This window comes from Flavobacterium sp. HSC-32F16, from assembly GCF_024171645.1.
Classification (GTDB): domain Bacteria; phylum Bacteroidota; class Bacteroidia; order Flavobacteriales; family Flavobacteriaceae; genus Flavobacterium.
Map to the genome: position 1 here is coordinate 237,576 of NZ_JALKAC010000006.1, position 16,381 is coordinate 253,956.

Annotated in this window: 8 protein-coding genes; 7 read left to right on the top strand and 1 reads right to left on the bottom strand. The window is 35.3% G+C overall.

Annotation, left to right across the window (positions count from 1 at the left end; all coding sequences use genetic code 11):
* Positions 1-48 precede the first annotated feature (48 nt).
* The gene (locus L1276_RS17455) at positions 49-2,799 is read left to right on the top strand and encodes a glycoside hydrolase family 78 protein (RefSeq protein ID WP_253790035.1); all 2,751 of its coding nucleotides are present in this window, start codon (positions 49-51) and stop codon (positions 2,797-2,799) included.
* 34 nt (positions 2,800-2,833) lie between these two features.
* On the opposite strand, the gene L1276_RS17460 is transcribed toward L1276_RS17455, so the two are convergent.
* On the bottom strand, positions 2,834-3,331 hold the full coding sequence (locus L1276_RS17460; protein WP_253790037.1) for a hypothetical protein: 498 nt from the start codon (positions 3,329-3,331) through the stop codon (positions 2,834-2,836).
* 368 nt (positions 3,332-3,699) lie between these two features.
* Here L1276_RS17460 and L1276_RS17465 point away from each other — a divergent pair, with 368 nt between their 5' ends.
* The 6 genes from L1276_RS17465 (at position 3,700) to L1276_RS17490 (ending at position 16,313) form a co-directional block, all read left to right on the top strand.
* Positions 3,700-4,845, top strand: a complete 1,146-nt coding sequence (locus L1276_RS17465; RefSeq protein ID WP_253790039.1) for an exo-alpha-sialidase — start codon at positions 3,700-3,702, stop codon at positions 4,843-4,845.
* Positions 4,846-5,107: 262 nt separating this feature from the next.
* Positions 5,108-5,992: a sugar phosphate isomerase/epimerase gene (locus tag L1276_RS17470; RefSeq protein WP_253790040.1), complete on the top strand. Its 885-nt coding sequence runs from the start codon at positions 5,108-5,110 to the stop codon at positions 5,990-5,992.
* A 203-nt stretch (positions 5,993-6,195) separates the two neighbouring features.
* Complete coding sequence (locus L1276_RS17475) at positions 6,196-8,925, top strand: glycoside hydrolase family 20 zincin-like fold domain-containing protein (RefSeq protein ID WP_253790042.1); 2,730 nt, start codon at positions 6,196-6,198, stop codon at positions 8,923-8,925.
* 426 nt (positions 8,926-9,351) lie between these two features.
* On the top strand, positions 9,352-12,879 hold the full coding sequence (locus L1276_RS17480; RefSeq protein WP_253790044.1) for a malectin domain-containing carbohydrate-binding protein: 3,528 nt from the start codon (positions 9,352-9,354) through the stop codon (positions 12,877-12,879).
* A gap of 245 nt (positions 12,880-13,124) precedes the next feature.
* Entirely contained in the window at positions 13,125-15,545 is a 2,421-nt protein-coding gene (locus L1276_RS17485; RefSeq protein WP_253790046.1) for a sugar-binding domain-containing protein, read from the top strand.
* Between the two features lie 111 nt (positions 15,546-15,656).
* Positions 15,657-16,313: a hypothetical protein gene (locus tag L1276_RS17490; RefSeq protein ID WP_253790048.1), complete on the top strand. Its 657-nt coding sequence runs from the start codon at positions 15,657-15,659 to the stop codon at positions 16,311-16,313.
* Positions 16,314-16,381: the final 68 nt, after the last annotated feature.

Below are 16,381 nucleotides of genomic sequence, written 5' to 3' on the forward strand. Positions count from 1 at the left end.
CAAATCTGCGTGAAACAAAAATCATCGCAAAGGCAATAAAATAACATCATGAAAAAGTTTTTTTTACATCTAACACTAATCATTTCACTTTTCACAATTTCGGCGGAAGCCCAAAACAAAATCATTGTGAGTGATTTAAAATGCGAAATGCTGACGAATCCAGAAGGAATTGACGTTTTACAGCCAAGATTGAGCTGGAAAATTGAAGCAAGCGTAAATGATGTAAAACAAACAGCTTATCAAATCACAGCTTCTTCATCTTTAGAAAAACTAAATGCAAGAAACGCAGATTTATGGGACAGCGGAAAAGTACAAAGTGATGAATCTGTAAATGTAATTTATAACGGAAAAAAGCTAAAAGACCGACAAGATGTTTACTGGAAAGTAACAGTTTTTACCAATAAAGACGAAGTGAAATCTACAGAAACAGCGCATTTCAGCATCGGAATTTTGACTTATGCCGATTGGAAATCAACACGTTGGATTGGTTATGAAAAAACGTCTCCGGGAGATAGTATTTCGCAGTATTCTCGATTATCAGCGAGATATCTAAGAAAAGAAATCGACTTAAAAAAGAAAGTCAAAAGTGCCAAGGTTTATATTATGGGAATGGGATTGTACGAGTTATACATTAACGGAAATAAAATTGGCGATCAGGTTTTAGCTCCCGTTCCTACGGATTATACGAAGAATGTAAAATACAATGTTTTTGATGTGACTTCACAATTACAAGAAGGAAAAAATGCATTGGGAACGATTTTAGGAAACGGACGTTTTTTTACCATGCGTCAGGATTATAAACCTTATAAAATCAAAACTTTTGGTTACCCGAAAATGGCTTTGCAGTTGTTTGTAGAATATACAGATGGAAGTAAAGAAGTTATTCGTACAGACGATACTTGGAAAATTACAACTGACGGTCCAATCTTATCCAACAACGAATATGACGGCGAAGAATACGATGCGCGTAAAGAAATGAAAGGCTGGAATACCATTAATTTTAATGATAAAAAATGGCTTTCGGCAGAATATGTGCAGGAACCGGGCGGATTCTACGAAGGACAGATGTCGGCGAATATGAAGATTAAACGTGAAGTAAAACCCATTTCAATCAAACAGACACCAAAAGGAACTTATATCTTGGATATGGGGCAAAATATGGTAGGCTGGTTACAATTGAAAGTGAAAGGAAATGCGGGTGAGAAAATCACGATGAAATTTGCAGAATCTTTACAACCAGATGGTTCATTGTATATTGCTAATCTCCGTGATGCGAAAACGACTGATATTTATACATTGAAAGGTGAAGGCGAAGAAGTTTGGGAACCTCGTTTTATATTTCACGGATTTCGATTTGTTGAAATTTCAGGATTTAAAATCAAACCAAGTTTAGAGAATTTCGTTGGAAAAGTGGTTTACGATGATATCGCTACAACGGGAACTTTTGATTCTTCAAACCCAATAATGAATCAGATTTTCAAAAATGCGTGGTGGGGAATCAGCGGGAATTATAAAGGAATGCCAATCGATTGTCCGCAGAGAAATGAGCGTCAGCCTTGGTTGGGAGACAGAACAACGGGAGCTTACGGCGAAAGTTTTTTGTTTGATAATCAGACTTTATATGCCAAATGGTTAGATGATATTAAAAACTCACAAACTATCGATGGCGGAATTCCAGATGTTGCACCAGCTTTTTGGCGTTATTACGGCGATAATGTGACTTGGCCGGGAACTTATATTACAGTTGCCGATATGCTGTATCAGCAGTTTGGAGATAAAAAAGTAGTGGAAAAACAATATCCGTCGATGAAAAAATGGATGGATTATATGGAAGAAAATTATCTGGTTGATGATATTATGACCAAAGATAAATATGGTGATTGGTGTGTTCCACCTGAATCGTTGGAATTAATTCGTTCAAAAGATCCTTCTCGTTTAACAGACGGCGAATTGATTTCGAGTGCTTTTTATTATCAGCTTTTAAATATCATGAAGAAATTTGCAGTAATTGCCAATGCACAAAATGACATTAAACATTATGACGAATTAGCTGTAAGAATCAAAAAAGCATTTAATGCTAAATATTTTAATTCAGCCAAAAACAATTACGCCAATAATACCGTAACAGCCAATTTACTGCCTTTGACTTTCGGAATGGTTCCGTCGGAATTACAGCAAAAAGTTTTCGAAAATTTAGTGCATGAAGTAGAAGTAACAAAAAACGGTCATGTCAGCACTGGTGTTATCGGAACTCAGTTTTTGATGAGAACCTTGACCAATTTCGGTCGTGGCGATTTGGCTTTCAAATTAGCCTCAAACAAAACGTATCCAAGTTGGGGTTATATGGTCGAAAACGGCGCAACAACCATTTGGGAACTTTGGAACGGAAACACGGCTGATCCAGCTATGAATTCGCAAAATCACGTCATGCTTTTAGGTGATTTACTAATTTGGTATTACGAAAATATGGCAGGTATTAAAAGTAATCCTGAAACTCCAGGTTTCAAGCAAATTATTATGAAACCAGATTTTAATGCCGGATTGACTTATGTAAATGCTTCATACGAATCGATTTACGGAACGATTAAAAGTGATTGGAAAAAAGATAAAAAAGGATTGGTTTGGAATATTACTGTTCCTGCAAATACTTCTGCTATTGTTTATTTACCAACTGCCAATGCTTCATCAGTTACTGTAAACAAACAAAAGTTGGCTCAATTTTCAGGGACTTATAAGGTAGAAGATAATAGCACAGTTCTAACTTTACCTTCTGGTACTTATGTTTTAAATATAAAATGATGATAGTACTACAAATTGATATTAACCGCTAAAATCAATTTGTTACGGGTGTACAGTCAAAATTTATTCCTCCTCTGTCTATTCGATTAAAAGCCTGTCTATTCGTATAAGAAGGTGTACGTTTTATGATTTGTTTATATCCTGTGCTGTCAAAGCTTATGAAACTGTTTCCAACAAGTTCTATTTGCCAGTGCCAGCTTTTATATCCATTTTCATAGATTTTTTCTTCGCGCGAGATATGACTTATTTCAAGTTCGGGTAAAAAACTAGTTCCAGAGCCGTACTGAATTTTTAAATCGGTAACCTCTGTAAAAATCAGGGTGCATGGTGCGACCCAAAAGCAATAATGAGACTTGTCTTCCGTTAGAACCCATTTAAAAATATAGTCTATATCCAAAAGTAAATCGCTTTTTATGAAGTCATCATAAGCATCAGAATCAATGGCAAATGCATGTATGTAGCAATCATGCCATCCCATTTGCTCAAAGTCACTCTCCGTCCAGATATTTTTTTCTAACTCAAATTTTTCCATTTATTATTTGACTAATTATAAAATATATAATGTTTGTTTTTAATGCAAATTTAAAAGAATACACTCAAAACTTATAATTTATTGTAAGAAATTACATTGATAATATGTTTCGTTTATTTCAATCAACAACAAAAGTTGGATAAGACTATTTTTGCTTGTTCTTTTAAAAAAAATCAAATAGTTATGACTCAGTGGTCATGAAATTTTGCGATAAATGTTAAATAATCTGCATTTTTGCTAATTCGGGACAGTACAGGATACATTGTTAATTTTTTCGTGTTATTTTTACACTTATTAAATATTTTTACCTAAAAAAATGTTAGGTATGTATTTATAGTCAGAAAAAATAATTCATAATTTAATTAAGAATGAAGATAACAAAATTAGCATTTGTCTTGTTTGGACTTTTCCTTTTAGGAAGTTGTAAATCGGCTTTAGAGAAAAAGACTTGGAAAGAAGGAATTTTAGTAGATCAATTTATTTACGATAAAGCACCTTATCCGTCTTGTCATGCCGTTACAATCGTCGAAGCTACAAATGGTGATTTAGTTGCCTCATGGTTTGGAGGGACTCACGAAAGACATCCTGATGTTTGCATTTACGTAGCCATTAAACCTAAAGGAAGCGATACTTGGAACGAAGGTGTAAAAGTTGCCGACGGTGTCATGAAAGAAGGACCGAGATTGCCAACTTGGAATCCGGTTTTATATCAAATTCCAGGAGGCGATTTAATGTTATTCTACAAAATAGGACCAAAACCATCTGAATGGTGGGGTGTAATAAGAACTTCATCTGATGGCGGAAAAACATGGTCTGAGGCTCAAAAAATGCCTGATGGTTTCTTAGGGCCAATCAAAAATAAACCAGTTTTATTAAGCAACGGAACATTATTATGTCCGTCAAGTATCGAAGGCGACGGTTGGAGACTTCGTATGGAATCTACTCCAGATTTCGGGAAAACTTGGGTAATGGGCGATACGCTTCCAAGAGGAAAACAAAAAATCAATGCGATTCAGCCAAGTATTTTATTTCATAAAGATGGAAGTATTCAAGCCATTGGAAGAACTAGAAATAGAGCTATTTTCAGCACATTTTCAAAAGACAACGGAAAAACTTGGTCAGATGTAGAGTTAATCGGACTTCCGAATAACAACTCAGGAACCGATGCTGTAACTTTAAAAGATGGAAGACATTTGTTAGTTTACAATCACGTTCTTCCTCCAGGAAAAGAAGCAAAAGGACCAAGAACACCTTTGAATGTTTCGGTTTCTAAAGACGGAATTCACTGGAACGCTGCTTTGGTTTTAGAAGATTCAAAAATCAGCCAATATTCTTATCCATCGATGATTCAAGGTTCAGACGGAATGGTGCATATCGTTTATACTTGGAGAAGAGAAAAACTGAAATACGTAAAAGTGGACCCAAGTAAACTGGTTGCGCTTCCAATCAAAAACGGTATCTGGCCGGGCGACGAAGGAAAAGTGGTAACAGCGGTAAAAGCTGAAGAAGAATAAAGAAAAGTTCGCCACGAATTTCAGTAATTTCCACAAATTTTTTTAAATACTAATTCGTGAAAATTCGTGCAATTCGTGGCAAAAGATATAGAGACACAGATTAAAAGGATTAAAATGATTTTTTCAATTTAATCTCCAAAATCTGCTTATTCTGCGAGAGTTAAATTTTTTTCACGCTCCCGATAGCTATCGGGATAGCAGATCGAGCAGATTTTTTTTAATCCATTTAATCTTTATAATCTGTGGCAAAAAAATATAAAGCATGAAATCTAAAAAACATTTATTTATTGCAATGCTTGTTGTTATGTCGACAACATTCAACAGCTGTGCAACGGCTCAGTCTTCCAATAAAAAGCAAAAATATAAAGTTGCAGTTTGCGACTGGATGATCTTAAAAAGACAAAAATTAGGCGCTTTTGGTTTAGCTGCTGAATTAAAAGCGGACGGAATCGAACTGGATATGGGAGGTTTAGGAAACCGACCAACTTTTGACAGTAAATTAGGCGATCCAATTGAGAGACAAAAGTTTTTAGATAAATCAAAAGAAACTGGAGTTGGAATCAGTTCTATTGCGATGTCGGGTTTTTACGCGCAGTCTTTTGCCACAAGAGAAATCACACCTATGATCGCTGATTGTATCAAAGCCATGAAAGATATGAATGTAAAAGTTGCCTATCTTCCATTAGGAACACAAACCGATTTGGTTAAAAATCCAGAATTACGTCCAGAAGTAATTAAAAGACTGCAATGGGCAGGAAAAGAAGTAGGTAAAATTGGCGGATTTATCGCAATTGAAACTTCTTTGAGTGCTACAGAAGAGAAAAAACTTTTAGACGAAGTGGGTTCAAAATACATTAAAAGCTCTTTCAATTTTGCGAATGCTTTAGATAATAAAAGAGATATTTCATCAGAATTGAAAATCTTAGGAAAGAAACATTTGGCGCAGATTCACGCTTCAAATACGGATCAGTTTTGGTTAGAAAATGACAAAGCGATCGATATGCCAAAAATCAAACAAACTTTGGACGAAATGAAATGGAGCGGATGGCTTATTGTAGAACGTTCTCGCGACGTGACACAAGTACATAATGTAAAAGCCAATTACGGTGCTAATGTGGCGTATTTGAAAAAGATTTTCCAGAATTAATTTATAGCCACAGATTAAAAGGATTAAAATGATTAAAATGATTTTTCAATCTATATAAATCTTTTAATCTTTATCAAAAAATATCAAAAGAAAATCTGCTTAAATCTGCCTAATCTGCGTGCAAAAAATTTCACGCAGATTTTTATAGATATAAGCAGATCGAGCAGATTATTTTTAAAAGAATACCAAAAAAATAGCATACCATGAAATATTTACAATTACTTTTTTTATGTTTTTACGTCTCTTTCGCGACAGCGCAGAACATCACAGTTGTGAGTGATCCAAGTTCGCCTAGAGCAAAATTTGGAGCAGCCAAATTATCAGAAACCCTTTCAGCAAAAGGATTCAAAGTAACTTCTGCAGATAAATTCAAAAATTCAAAAGATAAAGTAATTGTTATTGGAGAAAAAGGAACTGATTTTTGGAAACAAAATGCTAAAAGCGCTAAAATAGATGACAGTAAATTAACAAAGAAAGAAGGTTTTCAAATCCGTACTCAAAAAAACATCATTTATATTGAAGGAACAGATGCTTCAGGTGTTTTATACGGTGCATTAGAATTGGCAGATCGTATTAAAAATTCGGGTCAGCTTCCTTCAAATTTGAATATTGACGACAGTCCAGAAATGGTACTAAGAGGTGCTTGTATCGGAATGCAGAAACCGGTTTATCTTCCTGGACGTGATGTTTACGAATATCCGTATACACCAGAAACTTTTCCTTGGTTTTACGATAAAGCTTTATGGATTAAGTATTTGGACATGCTGGTAGAAAACCGCATGAACTCCCTATATTTATGGAACGGACACCCTTTTGCATCTTTAGTAAAACTAAAAGAATATCCATTTGCGGTAGAAGTCAGCGATGAAGATTTTAAGAAGAACGAAGAAATCTACAAATTTCTGACTGTAGAAGCTAACAAACGAGGAATCTGGGTAATTCAGATGTTTTATAATATTATTGTTTCTAAGCCATTTGCTGAGCATTACAACATTAAAACACAAGATCGTTCGCGTCCAATTACACCATTGCTTTCAGATTATACCAGAAAATCTATTGCTGCTTTCATCGAAAAATATCCAAATGTTGGATTAATGGTTTGTTTAGGAGAAGCCATCAATACCGTTGATGATGACGTAGAATGGTTTACCAAAACTATTATTCCGGGCGTGCGCGATGGTTTACAAGCATTAGGAAAAACAGAAGAACCGCCAATTATTTTGCGTTCTCACGATACAGACGGACCTTTGGTTATGGAAAAATCACTTCCGTTATACAAAAACCTTTACACAGAAAGTAAATACACTGGAGAATCTTTAACGACTTATACACCGGGCGGACCTTGGGGAGAAACACATAAACAGTTAAGTTCTCTTAAATCGATTCATATTGAGAACGTACATATTCTAGCGAACTTAGAACCTTTTAGATACGGTTCACCAGATTTTATACAGAAAACGGTAAAAGCAATGCACAGCGTTCACGGTGCTAATGCATTACATTTATATCCGCAGGCATCGTATTGGGATTGGCCTTACTCGGCAGATAAAACCAAAACAGGAGAACGTTTATTAGAAATGGATCGTGATTGGATTTGGTACAAAGCTTGGGCAAGATATGCTTGGGACAGTAAAAGAGATCGTAATGAAGAGGTTAAATATTGGGATAAAGATTTAGCTGCGAAATTCGGAACTAGTCAAGAAGCAGCAAATAACATTTTAAAAGCTTATGAAGAAACTGGAGAAATTGCACCAAAAACATTAAGACGTTTCGGAATCACAGAAGGAAACCGTCAAACCTTATTATTAGGAATGTTCGAAAGCCAATTGGTAAATCCGTCGAAGTGGCGTGTTTATCCGGGATTTCACGAATCGTGCGGACCTGCGGGCGAATTGCTTTTAGAATATGCTAAAAAAGAATGGAATAAAGAACCACATTCGGGCGAACTTCCAACACAGATAATTTCTGAAATAACAGAACACGGAAGATTGGCTGTTGAAGCCATTGATAAAGCCGAAGCCAGCATAACCAAAGACAAAGAAGAATTTGCACGTCTTAAAAATGATATGCATGCGTACAAAGCTTTCGCCGATTTCTTCTCAGAAAAAGTAAAAGCAGCTTTATTGGTTTTAAGATACAGTTATTCAAACGATATTACCGATTTAGACAAAGCGATGCCTCATTTAGAGAAAAGCATCGAGCATTACGAATTATTGGTAAACTTAACGAAAGATACCTATTACTATGCGAATAGTATGCAGACCGCTCAACGTAGAATTCCAATTGGGGGAGACGATGGAAACAACAAAACTTGGGCTGAATTATTGCCACATTATGAGCGCGAGTTGGCTAATTTTAAAAGAAATTTAGAGAAGTTAAAAGCCTCAAAAAACGGTAAAATTGAAACCAAAGAAGGAAAACCTTGGAAACCAGCCGAAGTAACTTTCATTGACGAAAAACCGGGAACATATTTAGTGAAAACCGGAACAAAAGTGTACGGAACTGATATTTCTGAGTTAACTAAAATTGCTCCTGAACTTCAAAATCTAAAAGGTTTTTCATTTGTAGAAAACGATCAAAATGAAAAAGGAACACATTTGAAGTTTAGAAATACTAAAGCGGTTAAATTAGTGGTTGGTTATTTCAATTCTGATCAAAAAAGATTTTTATTACCGCCAAGTTTAGAAACCGATGCAGCAGGAAATGCGCACGGTCAAGCCGAAGTGATTCTGGCAAGTGCGATGAATTTGAAAGATTTACCACGTGTAAACATTCACACGTATACGTTCCAGCCGGGCGACAATAAATTAGATTTAGGAAAAGGAAAAGTGTTAATTTTAGGTTTTATCGAAGCAGATCAAACCATAACGCCACGTGATGTTGGGTATATTGATGCAGGAGAAAAAGCAGCTATTGACTGGTTGTTTTATTAAGAATAATTTACTGCGTCAGTTCGCTATCGCTCGTGTGGGCGTGTCCCTCCGGGTCTGGCTTTCGGCTATATTCCCGATTAACAAAAACTACGGCTAAAAAGCCTTGTTTTTCTAAATCGGGAGATACCGCCTCAATCCCTCACGCGAATAAACGTAAAGTTAAACCTGACGGGTTTTGAAAACCGGTCAGGTTTATAAGCAAAGTATAAACACAATCTTGTATCCCGAGGAACGAGGGATCTCCGCAAGAAGCTCCGTACAGTTTGTCATTTCGAGGAACGAGAAATCACACGCGGGATTCGACAAAGATTGGGAATAACTATGAGGAGTTTCTAGTGTGATTTCTCCCTTCGGTCGAAATGACAAAAGCGAGTTAAATAAAAACTTTAATAACCTTATATTACTTATATGGTTTAATAAGAAAATATGAATAGAATAGTTTTTTTTATTTTTTGTTTTTTTTCAAGTCTTTGTTTTGTTTGGAGTCAAAGCAAAGATTCAGGGAAGTTTCGTAAAGAAATCTCGCTGAATTCGTCTTGGGAAACCGTAATCTTGGAAAATCTTCCTGCACAAGAAGACAGGTTTGTAGACCTTCCAGAAACTGATTCCAATTGGCAGAAGGTTAGCATACCTCACAATTGGGATCATTATTATGGTTTCAGAAGAACAAAACATGGAAATCTGCATGGTACTGCTTGGTACAAAAAAACGCTTAAACTGGATAAAAAAGACCGTTCAAAACGGCATTTTCTTTATTTCGAAGGTGTAAGTTCGTATGCAACGGTTTGGGTAAATGGTAAAAAAGTAGGCGAACACAAAGGCGGGAGAACGACCTTTACTTTAGATATCTCTAAAGCTGTTTCTTTCGACAAAGAAAATATCATTTTAGTAAAAGCTTCACATCCTTCTTTTATTGCCGATTTACCTTGGGTTTGCGGTGGCTGTTCTGGAGAATGGGGATTTTCAGAAGGTTCTCAGCCAATGGGAATTTTCAGACCAGTTTCTTTGGTAATTACAAATGATGTGAGAATTCAGCCTTTCGGTGTTCATATCTGGAATGATAAATCAGTTTCCAAACAAAAAGCGATTCTTCATACTACTACAGAAATCAAGAATTACGGTACTTCACAACGAAATTTAATTATTGAAAACATTCTTTTTGATGCTTCAGGAAAGAAAGTTGTTATTATAAAAAGCGACAACAAAATCAATTCGGGAGAAACAAAAGAAATAGCACAGACACTTCCTGAGATTCGGAATCCGAAATTATGGTCGCCATCGAATCCGTATTTGTATAAATTGGTGACTTCAGTTTACGAAAACGGAAAAATAATCGATCAGTTAGCAACGTCTTATGGAATTCGCTGGGTAAGCTGGCCGGTTAGCCGTGATGGAAAAGACAATCGTTTTTTCATTAATGACGAACCTGTTTTTATAAATGGCGTCTGCGAATACGAACATTTAATTGGAAAAAGTCATTCGTTTTCAGACGAAATGATTCATTCCCGAATCGAACAGATCAAAGCAGGCGGATTTAATGCTTTTAGAGAAGCACATCAGCCTCATAATTTATTATATCAAAAAGAATTAGATGAAAACGGAATCTTGTTTTGGAGCCAGTTTTCGGCACATATTTGGTACGATACGCCTGAGTTTAAAGAAAACTTCAAAACTCTTTTACGAGAATGGATTAAGGAACGCAGAAACAGTCCATCAGTTGTCATGTGGGGATTGCAGAATGAAAGTACCATTCCAAAAGAATTTGCAGAAGAATGTACGCAAATTATTCGTGAAATGGATCCGTTATCAGCTTCACAACGCATTGTAACGACTTGTAATGGCGGAGAAGGAACAGATTGGAATGTCGTTCAAAACTGGTCTGGAACATATGGCGGAGATCCGTTGAAATATCATTTAGAAATGACCACTCAGCTTTTAAACGGAGAATACGGCGCATGGCGTTCAGCCGATTTACATACGGAAGGTGAGTTTGATCAAAAAGGAACTTTAAGCGAAAACCGTTTTTCTCAATTAATGGAAATTAAAGTCCGTGAAGCCGAATCGGTTCGTGATAAAATTGCGGGACAATTCAACTGGCTTTTTGCTTCGCACGAAAATCCGGGAAGAGTGCAGAATGGAGAAGGTTTTAGAGATATCGATAAAGTTGGACCAGTAAACTACAAAGGACTTTTTACCATTTGGGGAGAACCTTTGGATGCGTTTTATATGTATCGCGCGAATTATGTTTCAAACAAAACCAATCCGATGGTTTATATCGTTTCGCACACTTGGCCAAGCCGTTGGGAAACAGCGGGAATCAAAAACGGAATCGATATTTATTCGAATTGTGATGAAGTAGAATTGTTCAACGATGTTAATAAATCTTCTTTAGGAAAATTAAAAAATCCAGGAATCGGACAGCATTTCCAGTTTAACAATGTTAATATTCATTACAATGTTTTGTATGCCGTTGGATATGTAAACGGAAAAGCGGTTGCCAAAGATTATATCGTTTTAAATAATCTGCCAAAAGCACCAAATTTAGATGCTTTAATAACTGATAAATCAGATGTTACAAAAGCAAAAAGCGGTTACAATTATATTTATAGAGTCAATTGCGGAGGTTCAGAATTGACAGATTCTGCTGGAAATACATGGTTTACCGATACACATAAAAACGGACAAAACACTTGGGGTTCATTATCATGGACCGATAATTTTGAAAAACTTCCAGATTTTTTCGCCAGTCAAAGAACCACTTTCGACCCGATAAACGGAACAAAAGATTCGGAATTATTTCAAAGTTTTAGATACGGCGTTGATAAATTACGTTATGAATTTCCTGCATCTGACGGAGAATATTTGGTAGAATTGTATTTCACAGAGCCTTGGTACGGAACTGGCGGAGGTTTAGACTGCAAAGGCTGGCGTTTGTTTGATGTTGCCATCAATGAAAATGTTGTTTTAAAAGATTTCGATATTTGGGCAGAATCTGGACATGACAACGCTTTGAAGAAAACATTCAAAGTAAAAAGCACAAATGGAAAAATAGTTATTTCGTTCCCGAATGTAAAAGCTTCGCAGGCTATTATTTCGGCAATTGCAATTGCGACAAAGGATATTCACGCAAGACCAGCATCAGAATCTCCAAAAAACATTCAAAATCTGGTTTTAGATTCTTATGATAAAACCAACAAAGTAGCTTCATGGCTGGATATTAATTCCAACCAATATTCAGATTCTGATGTTGTTTTTACCGAATTGCCTTCGGAAATTTTTGGAGCAGATTATTTACAGTTTTCATCTCATTCTAAAAATAAAGGTTCGTTTACCGCTAAAGAAGAATCGACTGTTTATATTTTACTTGATGATAAATCGAAAGTATTAAAAGGGTTTTCAGATTATAAAAAAATAGAAGAAAAAGCGAAAAACAGCAACGGAATTTCATTTGATGTTTTCACTAAAAAAATTAATAAGGGCGAGAAAGTTCTTTTTGATAATGCTGAAACGATTTCTACAATTGCCGTTGTTCCAACTTACGATATGGGCGAAAAAGACGATTCCAGACCAGTCGTAATTATCGAAGCAGAAAAGACAAAAACAACTGGAACGGGAATTGAAAAAGGAAATTTCAAAAAAGCCGATTATATTGAATTCACTAAAAAGACAAATAACAGCATTGAGTTTGAAGTAAAACCCGGAGTTGCCGGAATTTATTTAATGCGTTTCCGTTTTATGAATAGAAATGAAACTCCGTTAAAGGTGAAATTCAAAATGGAAGATGCGTACGGAATTTTAATGCGAAATGATACGATTGAGTTTTTCCCTTCACCAGAAAAATGGAAGGTTTTAAATACTACTTCAGGCGGTTATATTAATGCAGGAACGTATAAAATAACGCTAGAAGGTGATGATTTGAAGGGATTAATGTTGGATAATTTTGAGTTTCAATAGGTTTTTTTGAGGTGCAAAGGTTCAGAGAAGCAAAGGGACAAAGGTTTATTTGGTTTGTCAGGCTGAGCGAAGTCGAAGCCCACGCAAAGTGCAGACAATTAATATCACGTTGAGTTTGTCATCCTGAGGAACGAAGGATCACACTCGAAACTCGACAAAGATTGGCGATTTGGTTTGCGCGGGCTTCGACTTCGCTAAGCCAGACAAAACGGTGTCAAAAAAAAATTAGAATAAAAAACATATTTATGATTAAGCATAAAAACATATTTCAAAAAATTACAATTGCGTTATTGTTTTCGGTATCCATTTTTGCGCAAAAACAAGCTAGAATTGTCGAAGACTTCAATAAAAATTGGAACTTCAAATTAGGTGATTATACCGAAGCAGTTAAAGCTGATTATAATGCATCAGATTGGAGAACGCTTCAATTACCACACGATTGGAGTATTGAAGGTACTTTTGATAAAGACAGTAAAACGAAACAAGCACAAGGATTTTTACCTGCCGGAAAAGGCTGGTATCGCAAAGTGTTTACTGTTCCTGCAAATTGGAAAAACAAAACGGTTTCAATTGAATTTGATGGTGTTTTTAAAAACAGCGAAGTTTTCATTAATGGAAAATCATTAGGAGTTCGCCCGAATGGTTATATCTCTTTTGGTTATGATTTAACGCAGTATTTGAACTTCGGGAAATCGAATACGATTGCCGTAAAAGTCGATAACGATGCACAGCCGAATTCTAGATGGTACACGGGTTCTGGGATTTATAGAAATGTGCGTTTGGTTGCAAGTGAAAAACTTCATGTTGGAAAATGGGGAACTTATGTTACGACCCCAGAAGTTTCGGCAACAAAATCAAAAATACATGTAGAAGTTACGATTGATAATGATAATGCATCGGCAAAAGAGTTTAAACTGGTTACTTCGATTGTAAATGCAGAAAATAAGGAAGTAGTAAATTTTACTTCAACAGAAAAAATTGGTGCTAAAACATCAGAAAAAAAGGTTCATGATTTAGAAGTTAAACAGCCGAAATTGTGGAGTACAGAAAATCCGTATTTGTATAAAGTTATTACTAAAGTTTACGAGAAATCGAAATTGGTAGATAATTATGAAACTCCTCTTGGATTTAGATATTTCAATTTTGATTCCGAAAAAGGATTTTCATTAAATGGAGTTCCAACAAAAATTTACGGAGTTTGTCTGCATCACGATAATGGTGCTTTGGGTGCGGTAGAAAATATTCATGCGGTTAGAAGAAAGCTAACGTTGATGAAAGAAATGGGAGCAAACGCCATCAGAATGTCTCATAATCCGCATTCTTTGGAAATGATGCAATTGTGCGACGAAATGGGATTCATCGTTCAGGACGAAGCTTTTGATGTTTGGAAAAAGAAAAAAGTAACCAACGATTACCATAAAGATTGGGATGCGTGGCACAAACAAGATTTAGAAGATTTTATCAAAAGAGATCGTAATCATCCATCGGTAATGATGTGGAGTATTGGTAACGAAATCAGAGAACAGTTTGATTCTACTGGAATTTCGATTACCAGAGAATTAGCGAAAATTGTAAAATCATTAGATATATCACGTCCCGTAACTTCGGCTTTGACCGAAAACATAATAGAGAAAAATTTTATTTACCAATCGGGAGCTTTGGACCTTTTAGGATTTAATTACAAGCACGAAGATTATAAAGATTTTCCGGAACGTTTTAAAGGACAAAAAATATTGGCTTCAGAAAGTGTTTCGGCTTTAGAAACGCGCGGACATTATGATTTTCCTGACGGAATTAAAGCGTGGCCAACCAAACACGGTGCGCCGTTTGATGGCAATGCAGATTGGACGGTTTCGGCTTACGATCAAGTGAAATCATATTGGGGCGCAACGCATGAAGAGAACTGGAAAACAATCAAAAAACAGGATTTCATGGCGGGAACTTTTATCTGGACAGGTTTTGATTATATAGGTGAACCTGATCCATATCCGTATCCTGCAAGAAGTTCGTATTTCGGAATTGTTGATTTAGCCGGACTTCCAAAAGATGTGTATTATATGTACCAAAGCGAGTGGTCGAATAAAACGGTTCTGCATATTTTACCACATTGGAACTGGAAAAAAGATCAGGAAGTAGAAGTTTGGGCGTATTATAATAATGCTGATGAAGTAGAATTATTCTTAAACGGAAAATCACTTGGAAAAAAAGCAAAACAAAATGATGATTTGCATATTTCATGGAAAGTGAAATTTGAACCGGGAACAATAAAAGCCATTTCGAGAAAGAACGGAAAAGTGGTTTTAGAAAAGGAAATCCATACTGCAGGAGAAGCTTCTAAAATTGATTTAAAAGCAGACAAAACTGCAATCAAAAATGATACTTATGATTTGGTTTATGTAACCGTTTCGATGACTGACAAAGATGGGAATTTACTTCCAAACGCAATGGATTTAATCAATTTTGAAGTAACTGGCGGTGGAAAACTAGTTGGAGTTGATAATGGTTATCAAGCTAATCTAGATTCTTTTAAAGCTAATTCTTGTAAATTGTTTAATGGAAAATGTATTGCAATTATTCAGTCGAATGGGAAGAAAGAAAAAATTCAGTTAAAGGCTACGACAGGAAATGGAATTCCAATTTCGTCAGTTGAAATTAAAGTAAATTAAATATTATAAGACTTATAAAACTCCATTAGAAATAATGGAGTTTTTTTTGTAATGTGAATTTTTTAATACGTTCTTTTTTTTAACTTCCCCATAAATAAGAAAAGATTGATAATGAGAAAAATTTTATATTTTATATTTTTTGTTTTGCTTTTTGTAAACTGTAATAACGCTGATAATAGAAGTTTAGCAAAAAATACCAGAACAGATTTAGTTCCTGAACCTGATAAAGAAGAACGGTTAAAATATGAAGCATTGTTAAAACTTAAAAAATCAAATTGCATTTTAGATGAACCTGATATTTCTGTTAACGGAATCGATATTCGGGATTCTGAAAGTGCAAAAATGATTATTGGAGAGAAAGATAAAATAAATGAATCGGGAGAGTATTATTTATATTCAAATCTTGAACGTGAAACTCTAACGTTAATACAGCATCCCGGTGATGCAAAGTATCAAATTTCAATTTTTAAAGTTGAGACTTCCAGTAAGCTGAGTTATAATTATCGTCAAATTAAGGAAGCTAATTTCAAAACAGGTAAAGGCATAAAACTTGGAATGAATAAAAACGATATTATTCAAAAACTTGGAAAATGTTATGCTGCAATAGATAGCACAAAAGGGTATATGGAACTTTATTACAGGATTGAACTGCCAAATGATACTAAAGCAAAATTGTTAAAAAATAGCGGTATGCCTGTTTATTATGCAAGTTATAAATTATGGAACGATAAATTAGAAAAGTTTGAATTTGGATTTGAATATCCTTAGGGATCATGAAAAATAAGATATTAAAAATCATGTAACTACGAATATTCAGAAAAGAATCAAAGCAAAAA